21 protein-coding genes are annotated in these 22,059 nt (G+C 71.7%); 12 read left to right on the forward strand and 9 right to left on the reverse strand.

Annotated features, from left to right (window positions below):
- Window positions 1-146 precede the first annotated feature (146 nt).
- Window positions 147-983, forward strand: a complete 837-nt coding sequence (locus ACZ3KP_RS01690; RefSeq protein ID WP_467495511.1) for a polysaccharide deacetylase family protein — start codon at window positions 147-149, stop codon at window positions 981-983.
- A 30-nt stretch (window positions 984-1,013) separates the two neighbouring features.
- Here the strand turns inward: ACZ3KP_RS01690 and ACZ3KP_RS01695 are convergent, their stop codons facing one another.
- Window positions 1,014-1,688: a class F sortase gene (locus ACZ3KP_RS01695; RefSeq protein ID WP_467495513.1), complete on the reverse strand. Its 675-nt coding sequence runs from the start codon at window positions 1,686-1,688 to the stop codon at window positions 1,014-1,016.
- A 335-nt stretch (window positions 1,689-2,023) separates the two neighbouring features.
- Between ACZ3KP_RS01695 and ACZ3KP_RS01700 the strand changes: the two genes are divergently transcribed.
- Window positions 2,024-2,932 (forward strand): hypothetical protein, encoded by a 909-nt coding sequence (locus tag ACZ3KP_RS01700; protein WP_467495515.1) that lies wholly within the window; start codon window positions 2,024-2,026, stop codon window positions 2,930-2,932.
- 20 nt (window positions 2,933-2,952) lie between these two features.
- Here the strand turns inward: ACZ3KP_RS01700 and ACZ3KP_RS01705 are convergent, their stop codons facing one another.
- From ACZ3KP_RS01705 to ACZ3KP_RS01715, 3 genes are all read right to left on the reverse strand, one after another.
- On the reverse strand, window positions 2,953-3,630 hold the full coding sequence (locus ACZ3KP_RS01705) for a hypothetical protein (protein WP_467495516.1): 678 nt from the start codon (window positions 3,628-3,630) through the stop codon (window positions 2,953-2,955).
- 166 nt (window positions 3,631-3,796) lie between these two features.
- A complete protein-coding gene (locus ACZ3KP_RS01710; protein WP_467495518.1) occupies window positions 3,797-4,561 on the reverse strand; it encodes a bestrophin-like domain in 765 nt (254 codons plus the stop codon).
- A gap of 30 nt (window positions 4,562-4,591) precedes the next feature.
- Window positions 4,592-4,720 (reverse strand): hypothetical protein, encoded by a 129-nt coding sequence (locus ACZ3KP_RS01715; RefSeq protein WP_358983017.1) that lies wholly within the window; start codon window positions 4,718-4,720, stop codon window positions 4,592-4,594.
- 736 nt (window positions 4,721-5,456) lie between these two features.
- Here ACZ3KP_RS01715 and ACZ3KP_RS01720 point away from each other — a divergent pair.
- From ACZ3KP_RS01720 to ACZ3KP_RS01730, 3 genes are all read left to right on the forward strand, one after another.
- Window positions 5,457-6,425 carry an SCO0930 family lipoprotein gene (locus tag ACZ3KP_RS01720; RefSeq protein ID WP_467495520.1) on the forward strand — a complete coding sequence of 323 codons (969 nt, stop codon included), beginning with the start codon at window positions 5,457-5,459 and terminating at the stop codon, window positions 6,423-6,425.
- A gap of 249 nt (window positions 6,426-6,674) precedes the next feature.
- Window positions 6,675-7,487 carry an SAM-dependent methyltransferase gene (locus tag ACZ3KP_RS01725; protein ID WP_467495522.1) on the forward strand — a complete coding sequence of 271 codons (813 nt, stop codon included), beginning with the start codon at window positions 6,675-6,677 and terminating at the stop codon, window positions 7,485-7,487.
- A complete protein-coding gene (locus tag ACZ3KP_RS01730) occupies window positions 7,484-9,628 on the forward strand; it encodes a putative bifunctional diguanylate cyclase/phosphodiesterase (protein WP_467495524.1) in 2,145 nt (714 codons plus the stop codon). Before ACZ3KP_RS01725 ends, ACZ3KP_RS01730 begins: the two co-directional genes overlap by 4 nt.
- A gap of 110 nt (window positions 9,629-9,738) precedes the next feature.
- Here the strand turns inward: ACZ3KP_RS01730 and ACZ3KP_RS01735 are convergent, their stop codons facing one another.
- Complete coding sequence (locus ACZ3KP_RS01735; RefSeq protein WP_358985738.1) at window positions 9,739-10,623, reverse strand: LysR family transcriptional regulator; 885 nt, start codon at window positions 10,621-10,623, stop codon at window positions 9,739-9,741.
- Window positions 10,624-10,742: 119 nt separating this feature from the next.
- Between ACZ3KP_RS01735 and ACZ3KP_RS01740 the strand changes: the two genes are divergently transcribed.
- From ACZ3KP_RS01740 to ACZ3KP_RS01760, 5 genes are all read left to right on the forward strand, one after another.
- Window positions 10,743-11,414 carry a succinate dehydrogenase gene (locus ACZ3KP_RS01740; RefSeq protein WP_358985745.1) on the forward strand — a complete coding sequence of 224 codons (672 nt, stop codon included), beginning with the start codon at window positions 10,743-10,745 and terminating at the stop codon, window positions 11,412-11,414.
- Between the two features lies 1 nt (window position 11,415).
- Window positions 11,416-13,362: a fumarate reductase/succinate dehydrogenase flavoprotein subunit gene (locus ACZ3KP_RS01745; RefSeq protein ID WP_358985735.1), complete on the forward strand. Its 1,947-nt coding sequence runs from the start codon at window positions 11,416-11,418 to the stop codon at window positions 13,360-13,362.
- Window positions 13,359-14,108: a succinate dehydrogenase/fumarate reductase iron-sulfur subunit gene (locus ACZ3KP_RS01750; protein WP_358985732.1), complete on the forward strand. Its 750-nt coding sequence runs from the start codon at window positions 13,359-13,361 to the stop codon at window positions 14,106-14,108. Before ACZ3KP_RS01745 ends, ACZ3KP_RS01750 begins: the two co-directional genes overlap by 4 nt.
- 217 nt (window positions 14,109-14,325) lie before the next feature.
- Window positions 14,326-15,099, forward strand: coding sequence for a GNAT family N-acetyltransferase (locus ACZ3KP_RS01755; RefSeq protein WP_467495527.1), 774 nt, complete (start codon window positions 14,326-14,328; stop codon window positions 15,097-15,099).
- A complete protein-coding gene (locus tag ACZ3KP_RS01760) occupies window positions 15,099-15,962 on the forward strand; it encodes a lysophospholipid acyltransferase family protein (RefSeq protein WP_467495529.1) in 864 nt (287 codons plus the stop codon). Before ACZ3KP_RS01755 ends, ACZ3KP_RS01760 begins: the two co-directional genes overlap by 1 nt.
- Before the next feature lie 96 nt (window positions 15,963-16,058).
- Here ACZ3KP_RS01760 and ACZ3KP_RS01765 read toward each other — a convergent pair whose 3' ends face one another.
- From ACZ3KP_RS01765 to ACZ3KP_RS01775, 3 genes are read right to left on the reverse strand one after another with little or no spacing between them, the layout of a single operon-like run.
- On the reverse strand, window positions 16,059-18,398 hold the full coding sequence (locus ACZ3KP_RS01765; protein WP_467495531.1) for an ATP-binding cassette domain-containing protein: 2,340 nt from the start codon (window positions 18,396-18,398) through the stop codon (window positions 16,059-16,061).
- Between the two features lie 59 nt (window positions 18,399-18,457).
- A complete protein-coding gene (locus tag ACZ3KP_RS01770) occupies window positions 18,458-18,652 on the reverse strand; it encodes an antitoxin (RefSeq protein ID WP_132888011.1) in 195 nt (64 codons plus the stop codon).
- Between the two features lie 35 nt (window positions 18,653-18,687).
- Window positions 18,688-19,782, reverse strand: coding sequence for an LLM class flavin-dependent oxidoreductase (locus ACZ3KP_RS01775; RefSeq protein WP_467495533.1), 1,095 nt, complete (start codon window positions 19,780-19,782; stop codon window positions 18,688-18,690).
- A 49-nt stretch (window positions 19,783-19,831) separates the two neighbouring features.
- Here ACZ3KP_RS01775 and ACZ3KP_RS01780 point away from each other — a divergent pair, with 49 nt between their 5' ends.
- Complete coding sequence (locus ACZ3KP_RS01780) at window positions 19,832-20,323, forward strand: phosphatase domain-containing protein (protein WP_467495535.1); 492 nt, start codon at window positions 19,832-19,834, stop codon at window positions 20,321-20,323.
- Between the two features lie 12 nt (window positions 20,324-20,335).
- Here the strand turns inward: ACZ3KP_RS01780 and ACZ3KP_RS01785 are convergent, their stop codons facing one another.
- A complete protein-coding gene (locus ACZ3KP_RS01785; protein WP_132888014.1) occupies window positions 20,336-20,551 on the reverse strand; it encodes a dodecin in 216 nt (71 codons plus the stop codon).
- Window positions 20,552-20,750: 199 nt separating this feature from the next.
- On the opposite strand from ACZ3KP_RS01785, the gene ACZ3KP_RS01790 reads away from it, so the two are divergent.
- The gene (locus tag ACZ3KP_RS01790) at window positions 20,751-22,013 is read left to right on the forward strand and encodes an extracellular solute-binding protein (protein WP_467495537.1); all 1,263 of its coding nucleotides are present in this window, start codon (window positions 20,751-20,753) and stop codon (window positions 22,011-22,013) included.
- The last annotated feature ends 46 nt before the right edge of the window (window positions 22,014-22,059 follow it).

Here is a 22,059-nt window from a genome sequence, read left to right on the forward strand (position 1 = left end):
CCGCGCCGTCCGGCGACGCGCCGTCCCGCACCCTGCTTGACCGTTTCTTTCCGAAACCTCCGTCCGCTGGTCCGTGCGGGTGTTTTCACCCCGCCGCACCGGTGTCGAAGTGGTGGGCCGCAGCGCTGCCGGGCGACTGATGGATCATGCAGAAGGATCAGTTGTTCACCCGGCGCCGGCTGCTGCTCGCCGGCGCCGCCGCCCTGGGAGCCGCGGGCACCGCCGGGATCGTCGTGGCGGGCGGCGGCGAGGGGACGGCCCATGAGGCCGCCGCCCCGGCCGCCGGGCCCGAGGCCCGCGAGGCGCTCGGGCCGTCCGCCTTCCGGCTCCAGCCGCTCACCGGCTACGGGCCGCCGCGCACCAAGCCGCGCAAGCTCAAGGTGCGCAAGGAACCCATCCTGAAGATCTCCGAACAGGGCCGGCAGATGATGCTGACCTTCGACGACGGCCCCAACCCGAACTACACCCCGCACATCCTGGACACGCTCGCCAAGTACGACGTGCGGGCGATGTTCTTCCTGTGCGGCGAGTGCGTCGTGGAGAACCGGGAACTGGTGGCACGGATGGCCGAGGAGGGGCATGTCGTGGGCAACCACACCTGGACGCATCCGCTGCTCACCACCCTGGACCGCGCCGAGATCCGCGACGAGATGGAGAGCACGAGCGACGCCATCCAGGACACCTACGGCGAGCGCCCGCAGTGGTTCCGCGCGCCCTACGGCGCCTGGAACAAGGCGGCCTTCCAACTCGGCGCCAAGATGGGCATGGAGCCGATGGCCTGGACGGTCGACAGCACCGACTGGACGACCCCGGGCACCCGCACCATCGTCGACATCATCGAGAGCGGCGCTGCCCCCGGTGTCGTCGTCCTCTCCCACGACGCCGGAGGCGACCGCTCGCAGAGCGTCAGCGCGCTGCGCGAGTACCTGCCCTACCTGCTGGACGAGGGCTACCGCCTGACCGTGCCGCGCCGGCGCACCTGAACGGGCCGCCGCCCGCCCGGTCGTCTGTCCTCAGCGGACCTCGACCAGGCGGGCGAAGACCACCACGTTCCCGTCGTAGCCGTTCTGCTTGGAGAAACCGCCGCCACAGGTGATCACCCGCAACTCCGGGGTGCCCTTGGACCCGTAGACCCGGTCGCCGGGGAAACTGGCCTTCGCGAACACCTCGATGCCGTAGATCTCGAACACCGCGGTGCTGCCGTCGACCCGGCCGACCTCGACCCGGTTCCCCTTCTTCAGGGACCCCAGACCGTAGAAGACCGCCGGGCCCTTGGTGTTGTCGACATGGCCGACGATCACGGACGTGCCCTTCTCGCCGGGCGAGACACCCCCGGTGAACCAGCCGGCCAGGTTCGGGTCGTCCGGCGGCGGGGCCGCGACCCAGCCGTCCGTGTCCAGACCCACCGCCATCACGGGCGCGTCCACCCGGATCGCGGGGATCCTGATCCGGTTCGCCGCCGAGAACGGCATGGGCGAGGGCGCTGTGGCGAAGGTGCCCGGGATCGTGGTACGGCTGTCCGGGGCGGCGGCCGAGGCCGGCTGCGGGGGACCGGCGTCGAACTCTCCCGAACCGTTCCGGATGAGCGCCAGTCCGGTCAGCAGAACCAGCGCTATCACGCCCCAGGGGGCACGCTTCCGCCGCCGCTCCTCCTCTTCTGCCACCTCGGAGAGTTCGGACGCAGACATTCGCCATCCCCTTTCGACGCGGCCGTCGCCACGTCCGTATCGCGCATGGGAAAACGCTAAGTCCCGCGCGCGCGGGCGGCGACGGGGCGACGGGCGAACGGGTGGCCCGGGGCGGTGGTGGTGCGCCATCCGAGTTGCCGTTCGCAGGTTTTTTCTGACGGTCCGTGACCTGCGGCAATATCCGATTGTGTGGTGTTCCGTCGGCGTGTCTCCTCACCGGTACGGCCCATTCTCGACATGCGGGCGTGTTCCCGGCGTCTGAGGGTCTGATCGGGAGGTGCTTTCTCGCCGATCTACCGGGGACGGTTCCCGGGGCGCCTTCCGCGGAGGAAGAGATGCGAAACTCACGTGCGCTGGCGGCCGCGTGCACCGTGGTCGCCCTTCTCGGGGTCGCCGCCCCCGTGGCCGTCGCCGACGGTATGGGCAACGGCGGCGGACCGGCGAACACCCAGGCCCCCGTGGTCGGCGGAGCCGGTGTGAACCCGGGGGTCGGCGTCGCTCCCGGAGTCGGCGTCGCTCCGGGAGCCGCGGTCCCGGCGATCCCCGCGGTCCCGGGGGTCGTCGTCGGCGGAGTCGGCGGTTTCAACGGCCGGGACAACTTCAACGGCCGGGACAACTTCAATGGCCGGGACAATGGCAACGGCCGCGACAACTTCAACGGACGGGACAACTTCAACGGGAGGGACAATTTCAACGGCCGGGACAACTTCGGTGGCCGGGGCGGGGACGGCCTGGGCGGCCGGGGGTGCGACCGTGTCGAGGGCGGCCGTGGGAACGACGGACTCGGCGACGACTTCGGGGGACGGGGTGACGACGGACTGGACAACGACTTCCGGTGCCGGGGCGGCGAAGGCGTACACAACATCGTCGCGCAGCCCAGGGCGATCGCGAGCGGGGCCCGTCTCACCGTCACCGTCAACGGCTGCCGCGGCGGCGTCATGAGCTCGCGGGCCTTCCGGACGACCTCGCTGTACCCGTTCGGCGGGGAGATGGCGCGCGGCGTCGCCACCATCGACCGGGACGCCCGGCCCGGCCCGTACGACCTCACCGTCCGCTGCGACGGCCGGACCCTGACCAGGCCGGCCGCCTTCGCGGTGCTGGGCGGGGTGCGCGGCGGTCTCGGCGGCAGCACCACCAGCGGGGCCACCCGGGCCGACATGGCCATCGGCGGCGGCCTGGTGGGCGCTGGCGTGCTGGGCGGCTGCGGTTTCTGGCTGCGCCGTCGGCACGAGAAGAGGTTCTGACCGCTCGGGCCCGGGTGCGGTCAGGCGCCGTCCTCGCCGGTGCGGCCCCGCGCGCGGCGGTACGCGGTGCCGACCGTACCCAGCACGAGAGCCGTGCCGAGCCCGATCTCCTTCAGGTCGAACCCGTCGAAGCTGCCGCCCTCACCGGCCCGCACCCCCCGGGAGGGGGGAAGAGGCTGCGGATTGAGCTCCTGGTCGCGAGTGCCGTCACCAGCGCCGTCGCTGTGGCTGTCGCCGGAGCCGGAGCCGGAGCCGGAGCCGGAGCCGTCGCTGTGGCTGTCGCCGTCCGTACGGCCGCCGGTGTCCCCGGCGGTGCGGCCGCCTTCCGAGACGGCGAGTTCGGTCGACCCGCTGATCCCGTCGCAGTCGAACGTCACCCGGTACGAGCCCTGCGAGCGCACGTCCCGGCCGACGGTGGCCGTCCCCGAGTCCTGCCCCGCCGGTATCCGGATCGTGTCGAAGAGGCTGGAGGCGACCGTCGCGGTGCCCCGGCAGCCGTCGCCGCGGTTCAGGTGGAAGCTCACCCGGCCGCCCGCCGCGACCGTGGACGGCGTGACGCGGAAACCGAAGGGCGCGGAGTCACGGCCGCCGTCCCTCCCCTCCTCGCCGCCGCCGTCGTTCGCGAGGATGGCCGGAGCGGACAGGGCGAGGGCGCCGACGCCCAGCAGTGCGGCGGAAGCGACGCGTATCGCACGCATGGTGGTTCCTCCGGTCCCCGAGGGGCAGCACGCGGACCTGTTCCGCCAGTGCCGAAATGCACCCCGGTGATCGGAACGCTAGGAACATCCGCACACGCGCGCGAACTCAGTAGTGCGAACGGGGGAGAAGGGTGGGCCGTCCGGGGGAGCCGGACGGCCCACTGCGCTATCCCCTGGCGTGCGGGAAGAGGTTCAGGAAGGGCTGCACGGTCGCCGTGATGCCACGGCTGTACGGCTCGTCGAAGTCCCAGATCAGGAACAGCATGAAGGCGATCGTCGCGGAGAACAGGCCCGCCAGGACCAGTTCGCGCCGGGTGCGCCTGATCTGCAGCGCGAAGACCATGCCGACGGTGATCACCGCCCCGACCAGCAGCCCGGCCCACACCACGTTCGGCATCGTCGCCCCGGTCGAGTCGGCGCGGGCGTTGCGCGCCTGGTCGAGGGCGGCCACCTGGTCCACCAGCGGCTGGTAGGCCTGGGCCTCGAAGTCGGTCTTCGGCTGATAGTCGGTGACGTCCTGACGGATCGTGGCGAGCAGCTCGGCGCCGCGCTGCGTGAGACGGCCGTGGTCGGACATCTCCTTCCACTCCTTGCCGACGACCTGCCCGGCGTAGGCGTCGACGTCCGCGCGGATCCGGTCGCGGACGTCGGGCGGGTAGACCCGTACCCGCTCATGGATCTCGTGCAGCGCCTGCGCCTCCGCCTGGACGTGGTCCTGGGCGGCGCTGCGGGCCTCCCACACGCCGGCCACGGCCAGGCCCAGGACGATGGCGTAGATGACGCCGATCCACATCGTCATGTACTCGATGACGTCCGGCGTCTCGGAGGGATCCTCGTCCTCCGGCGCCCTCTTGTCCCGGACGAGGGTGATGACGACCACCACGGCACAGGCCGCGAGGATCGCGAGGACGAGAACAAGCCAATCCGGCAACGAAGCCTCCAGGTTTCGGTGGACCGGCCGTCAGCGCGCGCGGAACGCGGCGACGGCGACGATCGCGGGTACGGCGATGAGCAGGACGTAGGTGACCGGAGAGGTGCGGTGCGGGGCCTTCGCGCCGGTCGACTGGACGTGGTACGGCGGGTAGGTCACCGGAGTCGGTGCGGGCCGCGGGGTCGGTTTCGGTGTCGGTGTGGGGGTCGGCGCCGGCCTGGGGGCCGGCGGCCGGACGGGGGGCGGGGTGGGCCTGGGCGCCGGTGCCTGCCTGGGCGGCGGCGGTGGGACCGGGCGCGGGGCCGGCGGGGCGGGACGCGGCGGTTTGGGGGTCGGGGTCGGTCTGGGTTTCGGTGTGGGCCTAGGTGTCGGGGGCGGCGGCGGGGGCGGCGGGGGCGGAGTCGGCGTGGGGCAGGGCGGCGGTGTGGGCGCCGGGCACGGCGGGAGCGAGGGCCAGGAGTCGCCGGCGACGGCCACCGCCTGAATGCCGTCCGGACCGGTCGAGGCGTAGGCGCAGGCGTCGGCCGAGGCCGTGCCGACCGGGCAGCCCACGAGGGTCCACACCAAGGTCACCAGGGCCAACACCCTTGAGGTGGGCGCGAGTCGGATCGCTTCGGGTGCATGCACGACCGAGATCATGAGGTCTCGCGAGCCGTCGCACGCCGTGGTACGGGAGGATTGATCCGAACGGGCTACATGTGGCGTAAACCGGTTTGAATCACACCGGTCGGCGAATGGCTCGAAGCGTACGCCCGTGCGGGACGCGGCCCGAGGGCACAGCGCTCCGAAAGAAATTTGTGCGCCGGTTGAACACTTCGGGCCCCCGGGTCCGTACCTGGTGTCGTGCGGCGGCGCAGAGGCGCTGCGATATCCAGGCGATGATGGGGAGTTGACGATGAAGACCTCGTGGAGGAGTGCCTCTCTGGTGGCCACGGCCGCGGGGGTGATGGTGTTCGCGACGGCGTGCGGTCAGGACAACACGACCACTCCGTCCTCGGCGGCCCAGAACGTCGGAGCCACGGCTCCGGCAGGCATCGGCAGCATCACCAGTCCCACCGCCTCGTCCGGTGCCGGGAACGGCTACGGCGCCGACGGCAACCAGGCCTCCAGCTCCCCGGCCGCGGTGCAGCCCGCCGGCAAGCTGACCGTCGCCAGCAACCCCGACCTGGGCAATGTGCTGACCGACGGCAGCGGCCTCACCCTCTACCGTTTCGACGCGGACACCGCCAATCCCCCCAAGTCGAACTGCGACGGGAACTGCGCGACCACCTGGCCGCCGGTGCCCGCCGACGACGCCACGGCCGGTGCGGGCATCGACAAGGCGCTGCTGGGCGAGGTCACCCGCACCGACGGCACCAAGCAGCTGACCGTCGGCGGCTGGCCGGTGTACCGCTACGCCAAGGACGTCAACGCCGGTGACGTCAACGGCCAGGGCGTGGGCGGCAAGTGGTTCGCGCTGGCCCCCACCGGCAAGAAGGCCACGCTGGCCTCCCTGCCCGGCCTCTCGGTCCGCAAGGACGCCAAGCTCGGCGACATCATCGTCGACAAGAACGGCATGACGGTCTACCGCTTCATCAAGGACAAGGCGTGGCCCAAGGTCGTCTCCAACTGCACCGGCGCCTGCCTGGTGAAGTGGCCGGCCGTCGCGGAGGTCGCCTCCAGTGACACCAAGGGCATCGTGAAGAAGGGCCTGATGGGCTTCTCCCGGCCGGACAACGGCCAGAAGCAGCAGACGGTCAACTGCTGGCCGATCTACACCTTCTCCGGTGACGCGAAGGCCGGGGACACCAACGGACAGGGCGTCGGCGGCACGTGGTACGCCGTCTCGCCCGAAGGAAAGCTGGTCGGCGCGCCGGCCAAGTAGGCCCAACCGCCCCGGGGTTGCCTCCCCGACGACGACACGACGGCGCCCGACCGCCCGCCCCCTCCGCACCGCACGGAGGGGGCGGGCTCCTTCGCGTTCCCGGCAATACCGAACACCCCGGAAACGCAACGCGGAATTACCCGTTCCTGACCGGGAACGGACGGTCAATTTCCGTTTCCGCTCGCCCTGTTCGCAGTCGATCAGTAGCCTCTGCTCGAACACCGGATCGCCCGAGCCTTGGAGAGATACATGGAGCGTCCCGCCTGGGCCCCACGGAGCATCGACATCTCGGTGCCCAGCGTTTCGCGTATCTACGACTACTACCTGGGCGGTTCGCACAATTTCGAGGTCGACCGGGAAGCGGCCCGCAAGGCGATGGCGCACATGCCGGGACTGCCGAAGATCATGCAGGCCAACCGGGCCTTCATGCGCCGTGCCGTCCGCCACGCGGTCGCCACCGGTGTCGAGCAGTTCCTGGACATCGGGTCCGGCATCCCCACCTTCGGCAACGTCCACGAGGTCGCGCAGTCCGCGCACCCCGGCGCACGCGTGGTCTACGTCGACCACGACCCGGTGGCCGTGGCACACAGCGACGCCGTGCTGGCGGGCAACGAGAACGCGGACGTGGTCGCCGCCGACCTCCGCAAGCCGCAGGAAATCCTGTCAAGTCCTCAGGTGGAGCGTCTCATCGACCTGAATCGGCCAGTGGCGCTGCTTCTCGTTGCCATACTGCACTTCGTGGAAGACGCGGACGACCCGTACGGGGCAGTGGCACAGCTGCGCGACGCACTCGCGCCCGGCAGCCTGCTTGTTCTCACGCATGCCTCGTACGAGGGAATCCCCTTGCCGGCAGAGCGGGCCGAGGGTGCGGTGGACGTATACAAGGACATTCGCAACCCGCTGATCATGCGCTCGCGCGACGAGATCGCGCGGTTCTTCGAGGGGTACGACATGGTGGAACCCGGACTGGTGCCGATGCCGTACTGGCGGCCGGAGTCGGCGCCGGAGGACGAGGATCCGTATGCCTTCTCCGGATTCGCCGGCGTGGGGATCGCGGCGTGATCGCGGAGCCGGACGGGCCGGAGGACAGACTGCGCCGGTTCGCGACGATCTGGAGCCGCACGGTCTTCCCGGTGACCTCCACGTCCCTGACGCGGCCGGAGTTCGAGGAACAACTGCTGCCGCTCGCCCGCCGGCTGAGCGAGGTCCTGCTGGCGCACGGCTTCGACGCCGACGAGGCCCGGCAGGTGGGCGCCGCGCTGATCGACGCGCACTGCACCGACCCCGAGGCGCTCACCCGCAGCCTCGACTGCGTCGACGCCTACCTGGTGCTGTACTGCGGCGGGGACGGCCCCCAGGACGAGCTGAGGATGCGCTCCTCACGGATCCAGCACGCGATGGCCGCCGGGTTCGCCCAGGCGCTGCGCGAGCGCACGCTGGCCGAGCAGGAGGCCATCGCCCAGGCCGCGTTGCGGGCCCAGGGCGTGGTCGCGCAGGCGCTGCACGCGAGCGAGGCCCGCTTCCGCGCGGTCTTCGAGGGGGCCGCGATAGGAATCGGCATCGCCGACCTCGAAGGCAACGTCCTCCAGGTCAACGGCGCGCTGCTGCGCATGTTCGGCGGCTCCGAGCAGACCCTGCGCGGCCGCAAGGTCAAGGAATGGGTGCATCCGGAGGACGCGCCCCAGACCTGGCGGCTCTACGAGGAGCTGGTGCGCGGCGAACGCGAGCACTACCACGTGGAGAAAGCCTTCAACCGCTCCGACGGGACGGTCCTGTGGACCAACCTGACCGTCTCCCTCCTCAGGGACGCCGACGGCGAACCGCAGTACCAGCTGGCCCTCATGGAGGACACGACCGAGCGGCGGCTGCTCAACCTCCGGCTGCGCTACGAGGCCACTCACGACGCGCTCACCGGCCTGCCCAACCGCACGCTGTTCTTCGAGCGCCTGGAGAAGGCCCTGTCCGCGGGCGAGGGCCAGCGCTTCGGGCTGTGCTACCTCGATCTGGACGGCTTCAAGACGATCAACGACAGCCTCGGTCACTCGGCCGGCGACCGGCTGCTGGTGGAGGTCGCCGACCGGCTGCAGTCCTGCGCGACCGCGCCCGGCGAGATGGTCGCCCGGCTCGGCGGTGACGAGTTCGTCGCGCTGACCACCGGCCCGGCCACCCAGCGCGAGGTCGACGACCTGGCCGACCGCATCATGAACGCCCTGGTCACCCCGATCAGCATCGACGGCCGCGAACTGCTGGTCCGCGGCTCCATCGGCGTCGTCGAGGGCCCGGCCGGCGAGCGCACCCCGGCAGAGGTGCTGCGCAGCGCCGACATCACCATGTACCGGGCCAAGTCGGCGGGCGGCAACCGGTTCGAGCTGGCCGACCCGGAGGCGGACGCCCGCGCGATCACCCGGCACGGTCTGACCACGGCGCTGCCGGCCGCGCTGGACCGCAATGAGTTCTTCATCGAGTACCAGCCCCTGGTCCACCTCGGCGACGGCAGCGTCCGCGGTGCCGAGGCCCTGGTCCGCTGGCTGCACCCGCAGCACGGCGTGCTCGGCCCGGACCGCTTCATCCCGCTCGCCGAACACACCGGTCTCATCGTCCCGTTGGGCCGCTGGGTACTGGAGGAGTCGATCCGCCAGGCCCGCGAGTGGCGCGAGCGCTACGGCGAGGACACCGCCGCGGGCCCGCTGCGGATCAACGTCAACCTCTCCCCGTGCCAGCTCACCCACCCCGGCCTGGTCCAGGACACGGTGGACATCCTGGAGCGGACCGGGGTGGCCCCCGACGCCCTCTGCCTGGAGGTCACCGAGTCGGCCCTCATCGGCGCCGACGACGACCTCCTCAAACCCCTGCGGCGGCTCGCCGAGATGGGCGTCGACATCGCCCTGGACGACTTCGGCACCGGGTACTCGAACCTCGCCAACCTCCGTCGTCTCCCCGTGAGCATCCTCAAACTGGACCGGTCCTTCACCCAGAGCATGCAGCAGTTCCCCGCGGACCCGGTCGACCTCAAGATCGTGGAGGGCATCGTCACCCTGGCCCACAGCCTGGACCTCGCGGTGACGGTGGAGGGCGTGGAGACGGGCGCCCAGGCCGAGCAGCTCCGCATACTCGGCTGCGACACCGCCCAGGGCTGGTACTACGCCCGCCCGGGCCCACCGGAGAGGCTGCACGATCTCGCGTTGGTGGATGCGACAGGCTGAGTCGCTGGTGCGGGTTGTGGGTGGTTGCTCGCGCAGTTCCTCCCCCGGCCGAAGGCTGGGGGAGGAACTGCGCGACCAGCCACGACGGACCCGCAGAGAACCACGCTCCGTCACCTCTCCAACAGCATTCGCTGCAGCTCCCGGGCGGCCCGCGGCGGCGCCACGTCACTGCGGTGCGCCAGCGCGATGGTCCGATGCAACCCCGGCTTGGCCAACGGAGTGACCCGCAGCCCCCGCCCCGACCGAGCGGCGACCATCCGAGGGACGACAGCCACCCCCAGCCCCGCCCGCACGAACCCCAGCACCGCGTCCATCTCGCCCCCCTCGACCGCGAAACCCGGCTCGAACCCCGCCGAGCGGCACGCGGCCACGGTCAGTTCCCGCAGGTCGTACCCGTGCCGGAACATGACAAGCCGCTCGCCCTCCAGGTCGGCGATCCGTACGCCGCCCCGCCCCCGCCCGGGTACCGTCGCCTCGGGCGCGGACACCACCACCAGGTCCTCCCGCAACAGCTCCACCGTGGTCAGCGCGGGCGACGCCGGCGGCAGCGGCAGCACGATCAGCGCCAGGTCGAGCGCCCCGCGCGCCAGCTCCCGTACGAGATCGTGCGACCCGCTCTCCTCGATCAGCAGCTGGATCCCCGGATACCGGTCGTGGAAGGCGCGCAGCACGTCGGGCAGCAGTCCGGTGCACAGACTCGGCGTCGCCCCCAGGCGCACCCGCCCGGCGCGCAGCTGCGCCAGCTCCTGCACCTCGTGTCGCGCCGTGTCCGCGTCCGCCAGGATCCGCCGGGCCAGCGGCAGCAGCGCCTCGCCCGCGTCGGTCAGGGTGATGTTCCCGCGCGCCCGCAGGAACAGGTCCGCCCCCAGCTCCCGCTCCAGCGCCTTGATCTGCTGGGACAGCGACGGCTGGGCGACGTGCACCAGCTCGGCGGCCCGGGTGAAGTGCCGGGTCTCGGCCACGGCGACGAAGTACTGAAGCTGTTGGAACTGCACGGTGTCATGATAGCTCCTGACTATCGAATCAAGCCGGACCATGTCTTGGACCGATCGGCCCTCGGCGGCCTACCGTCCTGAGCATGGCTCTGGCAACGCGGACGGACCGACGGCCGTCCATGGCACGCACCGTGTGGGACTCCTCCGTCGGCAAGAAGACCGTCATGGCGGTCAGCGGCCTGATCATGCTGCTGTACCTGGTCGTCCACATGATCGGCAACCTGAAGATCTTCTTCGGGGCCGGCGAGTTCAACCACTACGCGCACTGGCTGCGCACCATCGGCGAACCGTTCATGCACTACGAGTGGACGCTCTGGCTCATCCGGATCGTCCTGGTCGTCGCCGTGGTCGCCCATGCCACGTCCGCCTACCAGCTCAGCCGCCGGGACATCAGGGCCCGCCCCAGCACGTACGTGCACAAGAAGCCCCGGGCGTCCTACGCCACCCGCACCATGCGCTGGGGCGGGATCATCCTCGGCCTCTTCATCGTCTGGCACATCCTGGACCTGACCACCGGCACCGTGCACTCCGGCGGCTTCCAGCCCGGCCACCCGTACCAGAACGTCGTGGACACCTTCTCCACCTGGTACGGCAACGTCATCTACATCGTCGCGATGCTCGCCCTCGGCCTGCACGTGCGGCACGGCTTCTGGAGCGCCGCCCAGACGCTCGGCGCCGGCAGCCGCACCCGCGACCGCGCCCTGAAGACCGTCGCGAACGTCCTCGCGCTGCTGCTCACGGCCGGCTTCATCGCCGTACCCGTGGGCGTCATGACCGGAGTGGTGAGCTGACATGACCTACACCGACTACGTCACCGGCGAACCCGTCGCCGACACCAAGGCGCCCTCCGGGCCGGTCCACGAGCGCTGGGACAAGCGCCGCTTCGAGGCCAAGCTGGTCAACCCCGCCAACCGGCGCAAGCACACGGTGATCGTCGTGGGCACCGGCCTCGCGGGTGGCTCCGCCGGCGCGACCCTCGCCGAACAGGGCTACCACGTCGTGCAGTTCTGCTACCAGGACTCCCCGCGCCGCGCCCACTCCATCGCCGCGCAGGGCGGCATCAACGCGGCGAAGAACTACCGCAACGACGGCGACTCCGTGCACCGCCTGTTCTACGACACCGTCAAGGGCGGCGACTTCCGCGCCCGCGAGTCCAACGTCCACCGCCTGGCGCAGATCTCCGTCGAGATCATCGACCAGTGCGTGGCGCAGGGCGTGCCGTTCGCCCGTGAATACGGCGGCCTGCTCGACACCCGGTCGTTCGGCGGTGTCCAGGTGTCCCGGACCTTCTACGCCCGCGGCCAGACGGGCCAGCAGCTGCTCCTCGGGGCGTACCAGGCGCTGAGCCGCCAGATCGCCGCGGGCAACGTGGAGATGCACCCGCGCACCGAGATGCTCGACGTGATCGTCGTCGACGGACGGGCCCGCGGGATCGTGGCCCGGGACCTGGTCACCGGGAAGATCGACACCTACTTCGCCGACGCCGTCGTACTGGCGAGCGGCGGGTACGGCAACGTCTTCTACCTGTCGACGAACGCCATGAACTCCAACGCCACCGCGATCTGGCGGGCCCACCGGCGCGGCGCGTACTTCGCCAACCCGTGCTTCACCCAGATCCACCCCACCTGCATCCCGCGCACCGGCGACCACCAGTCCAAGCTCACCCTGATGAGCGAGTCGCTGCGCAACGACGGCCGGATCTGGGTGCCCAGGGCGAAGGGCGACAGCCGCCCCGCGCACCAGATCCCCGAGGACGAGCGCGACTACTACCTGGAACGCATCTACCCGTCCTTCGGCAACCTGGTCCCGCGCGACATCGCCTCCCGCGCCGCGAAGAACGTCTGCGACGAGGGCCGCGGTGTCGGCCCCGGCGGGCAGGGCGTCTACCTCGACTTCGCCGACGCCATCAAGCGGATGGGACGGGGGGCCGTCGAGGCCAAGTACGGCAACCTCTTCGACATGTACCAGCGGATCACCGACGAGGATCCGTACCAGGTGCCGATGCGGATCTATCCCGCCGTGCACTACACGATGGGCGGGCTGTGGGTCGACTACGACCTCCAGACCACCGTCCCCGGCCTGTTCGCCATCGGCGAGGCCAACTTCTCCGACCACGGAGCCAACCGCCTGGGCGCCTCGGCGCTGATGCAGGGCCTGGCCGACGGCTACTTCGTGCTCCCGGCCACCATCAACGACTACCTCGCCCGCAACCCCCACCAGGAGGCGGTGACGGCCGAACACCCCGTCGTCCAGGAAGTGGTGGCCGAGACGGAGGACCGGCTGAACCTGCTGCTCTCCGTCGACGGCGACCGCACGCCCGACTCCTTCCACCGTGAACTCGGCGAGCTGATGTGGGAGTTCTGCGGCATGGCCCGGACCGACGCGGGGCTGCGCAAGGCACTCGAGCGCATCCCGCAGATCCGCGAGGAGTTCTGGCGGCGGATCAAGGTGCCGGGGACCGGCGAGGAGTTCAACCAGTCCCTGGAGAAGGCCAACCGCATCGTCGACTACCTGGAACTGGCCGAGCTGATGTGCCTCGACGCGCTGCACCGCGCCGAGTCCTGCGGCGGTCACTTCCGGGAGGAGTCACAGACGCCGGACGGCGAGGCCGCCCGCAGGGACGACCAGTTCGCCTACGCGGCGGCCTGGGAGTTCACCGGCACCGGGGACGCCCCGGTGCTGCACAAGGAAGACCTGGTCTTCGAGTACGTCCACCCCACCCAGCGGAGCTACGCATGAAGCTCACCCTGCGCGTCTGGCGGCAGCGCAACGCCGACGCCGACGGCGCGATGTCCACGTACGAGGTGGACGGAATCTCCTCCGACATGTCCTTCCTGGAGATGCTCGACACCCTCAACGAGGAACTCATCCTGCGCGGTGAGGACCCGGTGGCCTTCGACCACGACTGCCGCGAGGGCATCTGCGGCGCGTGCTCCCTGGTGATCAACGGGGACGCGCACGGGCCGGAGCGGACCACCACCTGCCAGCTGCACATGCGGTCCTTCAAGGACGGCGACACGATCGACATCGAGCCGTGGCGGGCGTCCGCGTTCCCGGTGATCAAGGATCTGGTCGTGGACCGGTCCGCGTTCGACCGGATCATCCAGGCCGGCGGCTACGTCACCGCGCCCACCGGCTCGGCGCCGGAGGCCCATGCCACCGCGGTGCCGAAGGCCGACGCCGACTTCGCGTTCGAGCACGCCGAGTGCATCGGGTGCGGGGCGTGCGTCGCCGCCTGCCCGAACGGGGCGGCGATGCTGTTCACGTCCGCCAAGGTGAACCACCTGAACGTCCTGCCGCAGGGGGCGCCCGAGCGGGAGACGCGGGTGCTGGACATGGTGGCGCAGATGGACGCCGAGGGGTTCGGGGGATGCACGTTGGCGGGGGAGTGCGCGACTGCCTGCCCGAAGGGCATTCCCCTGGTGTCGATCACGAGTATGAACAGGGAGTGGTTGCGGGCCACCCGGAAGGTGGGGAAGCGGTAGCGCTGGAAAGTGAAAGACGTTCGCCGAAAGGTGCGGACGGGCGGGGCCGGGGTTGGTGCTCTCCGGCCCCGTCTCGCGTTTCCCGGTGGCCGTCGGGTCTCCCGGCATTCAGCAGTCCCACATCCACGGGCCCCGCGCATGTCACGCCGAGTCCAGCCTGCCACGGAAGAAAGCAGGTGCAGATTTCCTCAGCTACCGCTCGGCGCAGGAGACCTCCATGACCGCCATGCCCGCCTCACCCCCCGCCCTCGCCGCCCCGCCCGGGGGTGCCGGCTATCTGGTGCAGCTCGCCCGTGACGAGGACGACGTCCGGGCCGCACAGCGACTGCGCCACCACGTGTTCGCCGGAGAGATGGGCGCCCGGCTCGACGGGCCGGAGCCGGGCCTGGACGCGGACGCCTTCGACGCGTACTGCGACCACCTCCTCATCCGCGAGGCCCTCACCGGCGAGGTCGTCGGCACCTACCGGCTGCTGCCCCCGGAGCGCGCCGCGGTCGCCGGCCGCCTGTACTCCGACGGTGAGTTCGACCTGTCCCGGCTCGACGGCATCCGCTCCGGTCTGGTCGAGGTCGGCCGTTCCTGTGTGCACCCCGCGCACCGCGACGGCGCCGTCATCGGCCTCATCTGGGCCGGCATAGCCCGCTACATGGTGGACCGCGGCCACGAATGGCTGGCCGGCTGCTGCTCCGTCCCGCTCGCCGACGGCGGCGCCCTCGCCGCCGCCACCTGGGACCGGGTCCAGGCCAAGCACCTCGCCCCGGAGCAGTTCCGGGTACGGCCGCTGCGGCCCTGGGTGCCCGACGGTCCCGCTCCCGAGGGCCGGGCCGAACTTCCCGCGCTGCTGCGCGGCTACCTGAGCCTCGGCGCCTGGGTGTGCGGCGCGCCCGCGCACGACCCCGACTTCGGGGTCGCCGACCTGTACGTGCTGCTGTCGATGCGCCGGGTCAACGCGCGCTACCTGCGGCACTTCCTCTCGCTCGTCCCGGCCTGATGAGCGTCTGGCTGCCCAGCGCGCCCTGCACTCCGGGCGCGTGTGTGGAACGCGCGGGTTCCCTCACGGCCGTACCCCGAGCCGTGCTGCGGTTCGCCGCGGTCGTGGCACTGATGCTGACCGCGATCGCGCTGCTCCCGCTCGGCCGGAGGATCCCCGCCGAGTGGGTGCGGCGGTTCTGCCGGCTGCTGGTGCGGGCCGCGGGCGTCCGGGTCCGGCTCACCGGCAGCGCGCCGGGCACCGGCGGTGTGCTGCTCGTCGCCAACCACATCTCCTGGCTGGACATCCCGCTGCTGGCCGCCGTCCGGCCGGCCCGGATGCTCGCCAAGCAGGAGATCCGCACCTGGCCGGTGGCCGGCGCGCTGGTGGCCGGGGCCGGGGCCCTGTTCATCGACCGCGACCGGCTGCGCGCGCTGCCGGGCACCGTCGCCCGGATCGCGGGGGCGCTGCGGGACGGGGCCGCGGTGGTCGCCTTCCCCGAGGGCAGCACCTGGTGCGGCCGGGCCCAGGGACGCTTCCGCCGGGCCGTGTTCCAGGCGGCGCTGGACGCCGGCGCGCCCGTGCAGCCGGTGCGGCTGCGGTACCGGCTGGCCGCGGGAGGGGCCAGCACCGTGCCCGCCTATGTCGGCCAGGACACACTGCTGGCCTCCCTGTGGCGGGTGGTGTCGACCCGTGGCCTGGTGGCCGAGGTGGACGTACGGCCGTTGATACCGGCCGGCAGTCACCCGGACCGGCGCGCCCTCGCCCGGGCCGCCCAGCCGCCGGCCCACGAGCCGGCCTGGACGCACGCGGCCCTGGTGAACGCCGAGCCGGGTACCACGTGGCCGCTCTCCCCGTTGCGTCTCGGCGGGTCGACGCCGTAGCCACCGCCGTCGCAGCCGGCCGGTTCCGGTGGGCGGGCTCCGGGTCGGCCGCGCCCGCGCCCGCACCTCCGGTACGACCGGACGCGGGTGCGGGGGTCACCGGTCGAGGACGCGGGAGAGATAGGGAGCCGTGACGCTGCCCTCGGCCCGCGCCACCTCGGCCGGCGGACCCGCCGCCACGATCCGGCCACCCTGGTCGCCGCCGCCCGGCCCCAGGTCGATCACCCAGTCGGCGCCCGCGACCACGGACATGTCGTGCTCCACGACCACGACGGTGTGCCCCGCGTCGGCGAGCCCGTGCAGCTGCCGCATCAGCACCTCGACGTCCGCCGGATGCAGTCCCGTCGTCGGCTCGTCCAGGAGATAGAGGGTGTGACCGCGCCGCCCGCGCTGCAACTCGTTGGCCAGTTTGATCCGTTGCGCCTCGCCGCCGGACAGTTCCGTCGCGGGCTGCCCCAGTCGCAGATAGCCGAGCCCCACGTCGAGCAGGGCGGCCAGGCTGCGTGCCACGGCAGGGGTGTCTGCGAAGAACTCCGCGGCGCTCTCCACCGTCAGGTCCAGCACTTCGGCGATGTTCCGGCCCCGGTACGACACCTGGAGCGTCTGCGGGTTGTAGCGGGCCCCGCCGCAGTCCGGGCAGGGCGTGTAGGTGCTCGGCAGGAACAGCAGCTCCACGCTGACGAAGCCCTCGCCCTGGCAGGTCTCGCACCGGCCGCCCGCGACGTTGAAGGAGAACCGGCTCACGCCGTAACCGCGGTGCACCGCCTGGTCGGTGGCGGCGAACACCTTCCGTACGACGTCGAACAGACCGGTGTAGGTGGCCAGGTTGGAGCGCGGGGTGCGGCCGATCGGCTTCTGGTCGACCGACACCAGCCGGCCGACGCCGGCCAGTTCCGCGGTGATCTCGCCGACCAGCGTCGACTTGCCGGACCCGGAGACCCCGGTGACCGCGGTGAGGACGCCGAGCGGGAACTCGGCGGTGACCTCGCGCAGGTTGTGCCGGGTGACCGGCCCGATCCGCAGGGAGCCCCTCGCGGGCCGGGGGCTGCGCGGCGGCACGGGGGACTCGTCGAAGAGGTAGCGTGCCGTGGCCGACCCGGCGACCTTCGCCAGCTCCGCCACCGGCCCGCTGTGCAGCACCTCCCCGCCGTGCTCCCCGGCGCGCGGGCCCACGTCCACCAGCCAGTCGGCGCCGCGCATCACGTCCAGGTGGTGTTCCACCACGAACACCGAGTTCCCGGCCGACTTGAGCCGTTCGAGGACCGTGAGCAGCGCCTCGGTGTCCGCCGGGTGCAGCCCGGCGGACGGCTCGTCCAGGACGTACACGACACCGAAGAGCCCGGAGCGCAGCTGCGTGGCCAGGCGCAGGCGCTGTAGCTCGCCCGCCGAGAGGGTGGGCGTCGCACGGTCCAGGCTGAGATAGCCGAGGCCCAGCTCGACGACCGGGGCGATCCGGGAGGTGAGGTCACCGGTGAGCACCCGGACGGTCTCCGAACCGCCCGCCGAGCCGAGGAGTCCGGCGAGTTCGGTCAGCGGCAACGCGACGAGCTCGGCGATGGTACGGCCGCCGAAGGCCACCGCGAGTGCCTCCGGACGCAGCCTGCTGCCCCCGCACACCGGGCAGGGCGCACTGGTCAGGAACCGCTCCGCCCTCGCCCGCAGGGCCGGGCTCTTGGAGTCCGCGAAGGTCTTCAGCACATACCGGCGGGCGCTCATGTAGGTGCCCTGGTAGGGGCGTTGGATACGGTCGGCGTCCCGGACCGGGTGCACGGTGACCACGGGCTGCTCGTCGGTGAAGAGGATCCACTCCCGCTGCGCGGCGGGCAGTTCGCGCCAGGGCCGGTCCACGTCGTGACCGAGGGCGTCCAGGATGTCCCGCAGGTTCTTGCCCTGCCAGGCGCCCGGCCAGGCGGCGATCGCGCCCTCGCGGATCGACAGCGAGGGATCCGGGACCAGTGACCGTTCGGTCGTACGGTGCACCCGTCCCAGACCCTGGCACTCCGGGCAGGCGCCGACCGCCGTGTTCGGGGAGAACGCGTCGGAGTCGAGCCGTTCGGCGCCCGGCGGATACGCACCGGCGCGGGAGAACAGCATCCGCAGGGAGTTGGAGAGGTTGGTGACCGTGCCGACCGAGGACCGGGAGGTGGGGGCGGAGCGGCGCTGCTGGAGCGAGACCGCCGGCGGCAGCCCGCTGATCTCCGTGACCCTGGGCGCCCCGACCTGGTGGATCAGCCGGCGCGCGTACGGCGCGACCGACTCGAAGTAACGCCGCTGGGCCTCGGCGTAGATCGTGCCGAAGGCCAGGGACGACTTCCCCGAGCCGGACACGCCGGTGAAGACGGCCAGCACGTCCCGTGGCACGTCCACGTCGACGCCCTTCAGGTTGTGCTGACGGGCGCCACGGACGCGGACGAAGGGATCATGAGGGCTCTGCATCGGGCGTGGGACTCCGTGTCGGCGCGGGGCAAACCCGGCGATCGTAGCCCGTGCGTCCCCTACTGCGGCGGCGGGTTGCCCTGGTCACGGCTCCGGTCGAGGTAGTCGTCGGCCTGCTTCTGAGCCATGTCGACCTGGGACTGGTACTTGTTCCCGGTTCGCTGGTCGATCATGTCACCGCCCTTGTCGACGCCCCGTTTGGCCTGGTCCTCGTGACCCTTGAGCATCCCCTTGAGCTTGTCCAGCATGGACATGGCAGCCCTCCTCGCTGTTGCCTACTTCCCCAGCGTCACCGGCCCGGGCCGGGTCCGCATCTCGGCGGGTGTCCCCGTGCGGGCCCGGCATGCCTGTGCCGGTCCGCCCGCTCGGACGGGCCCGCGGCTGTCCAGGAGTGCACGAGCGCGGCCAGCAGCCGGTAGGAGTCCAGGAGGGCCGTGCGGTCGTACGTGCTGGTGGTGACCAGTACCTCGTCCGCGGCGGTCTCCTTCAGGACCGTCTCCAGCTCGTGCCCCACCTGGTCCGCCGTCCCGGCGATGTGGCCGGTGAGCCCGGACTCGTAGAAGCCGCGCTCCCTGGCGGTCATCGGCCGGGCCGCCACGGCGTCGGCCGGGGGCAGCGGGGGGAAGGTGCCGTGGGTACGCGAGTACGCCATCGACCAGGCCTCCGGAATCAGCAGCCGACGGGCGGCCTCGGAGGTGTCGGCGACGGCGACCGTCCCCGAGATCATGACGTACGGCTCGGCGGCCCAGGGGGAGGGGCGGAAGCGGTCGCGGTAGTGGTCGATGCCGCGGCGCATCCTGTCCCGGTCACGCAGGTCGCCGATGACCAGGGGCAGCCCGGTGCGGGCCGCGACGTCCGCGCCCTCGCCCATCGCCAGCACGAACGGCGGCACCCGCAGCCCCTGCGCGGGACGGGCCCGCACACCGGTCGGCGAGGTCCCCTCGAACCAGCCGAGCAGCTCGCCGAGTTGCGCCGCGAAGTCCTCGGCGTCGCCCTTGTCGCGGCCCAGCGCCCTGCGCACCCCGTCGGTGAAGCCCACGGACCGGCCGAGGCCCATGTCGATCCGGCCCGGAAACAGCGACTCCAGCACCCCGAACTGCTCGGCGACGACCAGGGGCCGGTGGTTGGGCAGCATGACGCCGCCGGTCCCCACCCGGACGGTCCGGGTCGCGCCGGCCACGGCGGCGGCCAGCACCGTCGGGGCCGAACCGGCGACCCCGGGCACACCGTGGTGCTCCGACACCCAGAAGCGGTGGTACCCGAGGGCCTCCACCTCCCGGGCCAGCGCCACGGTGTCCCGCAGCGCCTCGCCGGGCGCGTGCCCCTCACGGGTGCGCGAGCGGTCGAGGACGGAGAACCGGGTCCGGGCGATGACTGCGTTCACAGAGGGTTCAACACCCGGGCGGCCGCAGGATTCCCTCTAGGGTTGCCCTGTGACGGAGAGCAGCAAGCGGCCGGTCGCCGTGTTCGACATCGACAACACCCTCGCCGACACCGCGCACCGGCAGCGGTTCCTGGAGCGCAGACCCCGGGACTGGGACGCGTTCTTCGCGGCCGCGCCGCACGATCCGCCGCTCGCCGAGGGGATCGCGCTGGCCGTGGCGAACGCGGCGGAGTGCGAGATCGTCTATCTGACCGGCAGGCCCGAGCGCTGCCGCCGCGACACGCTGGACTGGCTCGCCGCCCACGGGCTGCCCGAGGGCCGGGTGCACATGCGGCGCAACGCCGACCGCAGGCCCGCCCGGCACACCAAGCTGGAGATCCTGCGCCGTCTCGCCGAACGCCGGGAGATCCGGGTCCTGGTCGATGACGACGAGCTGGTGTGCGACGACGCCGAACGGGCCGGGTTCACCGTCGTGCGGGCCCGCTGGGCCGACCGCTCGGCCGCGCTGGAGCAGGCCCAGGAGACAGAGGGGCGGACCTGAGCCGGCCGCGCCTCAGTCCCCGTCGTCGATGCGGAAGCCCACCTTCAGGCCCACCTGGTAGTGCTCGATCTGCCCGTTCTCGATCTGGCCCCTGACCTGCGTCACCTCGAACCAGTCCAGGTTGCGCAGGGTCTGGCCGGCGCGGGCGACACCGTTGCGGATGGCCTGGTCGAGGCCTTCGTGCGAGGTGCCGACGATCTCGGTGACCCGGTAGGTGTGGTTCGTCATCGGGAAGCTCCTCTCGTCGTCACTCCACCGTGCCGCACGCGGAAGCGGAGCGCGAGACATCGGTTCCGAACAGCTGACAGCCCTTGACCCTCCGCATTGGTCCATACCAAAATCCCGTACACACCCGTACGGGCACCTCTGCTCGTTCCCCCACGCCGGGCCCCTTCGCCGTCCACCAAGACCGAACAGGACCCCCGCAGTGAGACGTCGCCGCCCGCTCGCCCTCGTCTGTGTGTCCGCCGCCCTGCTGAGCGCCTGTGGAGTGCTGCCGGGCAGCGGGGGCGGACGGCACACCGTGACGGTGTGGCTGATGCAGAACAGCGCCTCGCAGGACTTCCTGCGCCGGTTCACCGCCGACTTCGAACACACCCACAAGGACATCAGGCTCGACATCCGCGTCCAGCAGTGGACCGGGATCGTCGCCAAGGTCCAGGCCGCGCTGAAGGACGGCTCCGGCGACGGCCCCGACGTCATCGAGGTCGGCAACACGCAGGTCCCCGAGTACGTCGAGGACGGCCGGCTCACCGACCTGACGCTGGAGTCGATGCGCGACTGGGGCAAGGAGCACTGGCTGCCCGGACTCGCCGAACCCGGCAGCGACGACTCCCGCCAGTACGGCATCCCCTGGTACGCCGCGAACCGCGTGGTCATCTACCGCAAGGACCTGTTCGCCAAGGCGGGCATCACCTCCCCGCCGAAGACCCGGGCCCAGTGGCTGGCCGACACCGGAAGACTGAACTCCGGCGGGAACCAGGGGATATACCTGGCCGGACAGGACTGGTACACCCTCTCCGGGTTCGTCTGGGACGAGGGTGGCGACCTCGCCAGGGAGACCGACGGCGACTGGAAGGGGACCCTGGACAGTCCGGCCGCGCTGCGTGGGATGGACTTCTACCGGCGGCTCCAGGCACTCGGCCGGGGCCCCGTCGACGCCGACGAGGAACACCCGCCGCAGGCCTCGGTGTTCGCGGGCGGCAAGGTCGCGCAGATCGTCGCGGTGCCCGGCCTCGTCCAGTCCGTCGTGCAGGAGAACCCCGAACTCAAGGACGAGATCGGTTACTTCCCGGTGCCGGGGCTCACCGCCGCGCACCCCGGTGCCGTCTTCACCGGCGGCTCGGACCTCGTCGTACCGCAGAACACCGACCGGCCCTACGACGCGACCGCCGTCGTCGGCGCGCTGACCGGGGCCAAGTGGGACACCGAACTGGCCCGCACCATGAACTACGTGCCCAACAAGAACACGCTGGCCGGCGCGGTCGCGGGGGAGCCGGGCGTCGCCGCCATGGCGGCGGGGGCCGCGCGGGGACGCGCGACCCCCCACACCCCGGACTGGCCGGCGGTCGAGGCCGACAACCCGATCAAGGGCTACATGACCAGGGTGCTCGACGGCGCGGACCCCACGACCGAGGCCCGCCGCGCCTCCCGGCGGATCACCGAACTGCTCGCACCGGACTTCGGGTGACCGGTCGCCGGCGGTCCGGCAGCGCCCGAAGGGGCGGCACCGCCGG

Source organism: Streptomyces sp. NPDC020958, assembly GCF_055562175.1.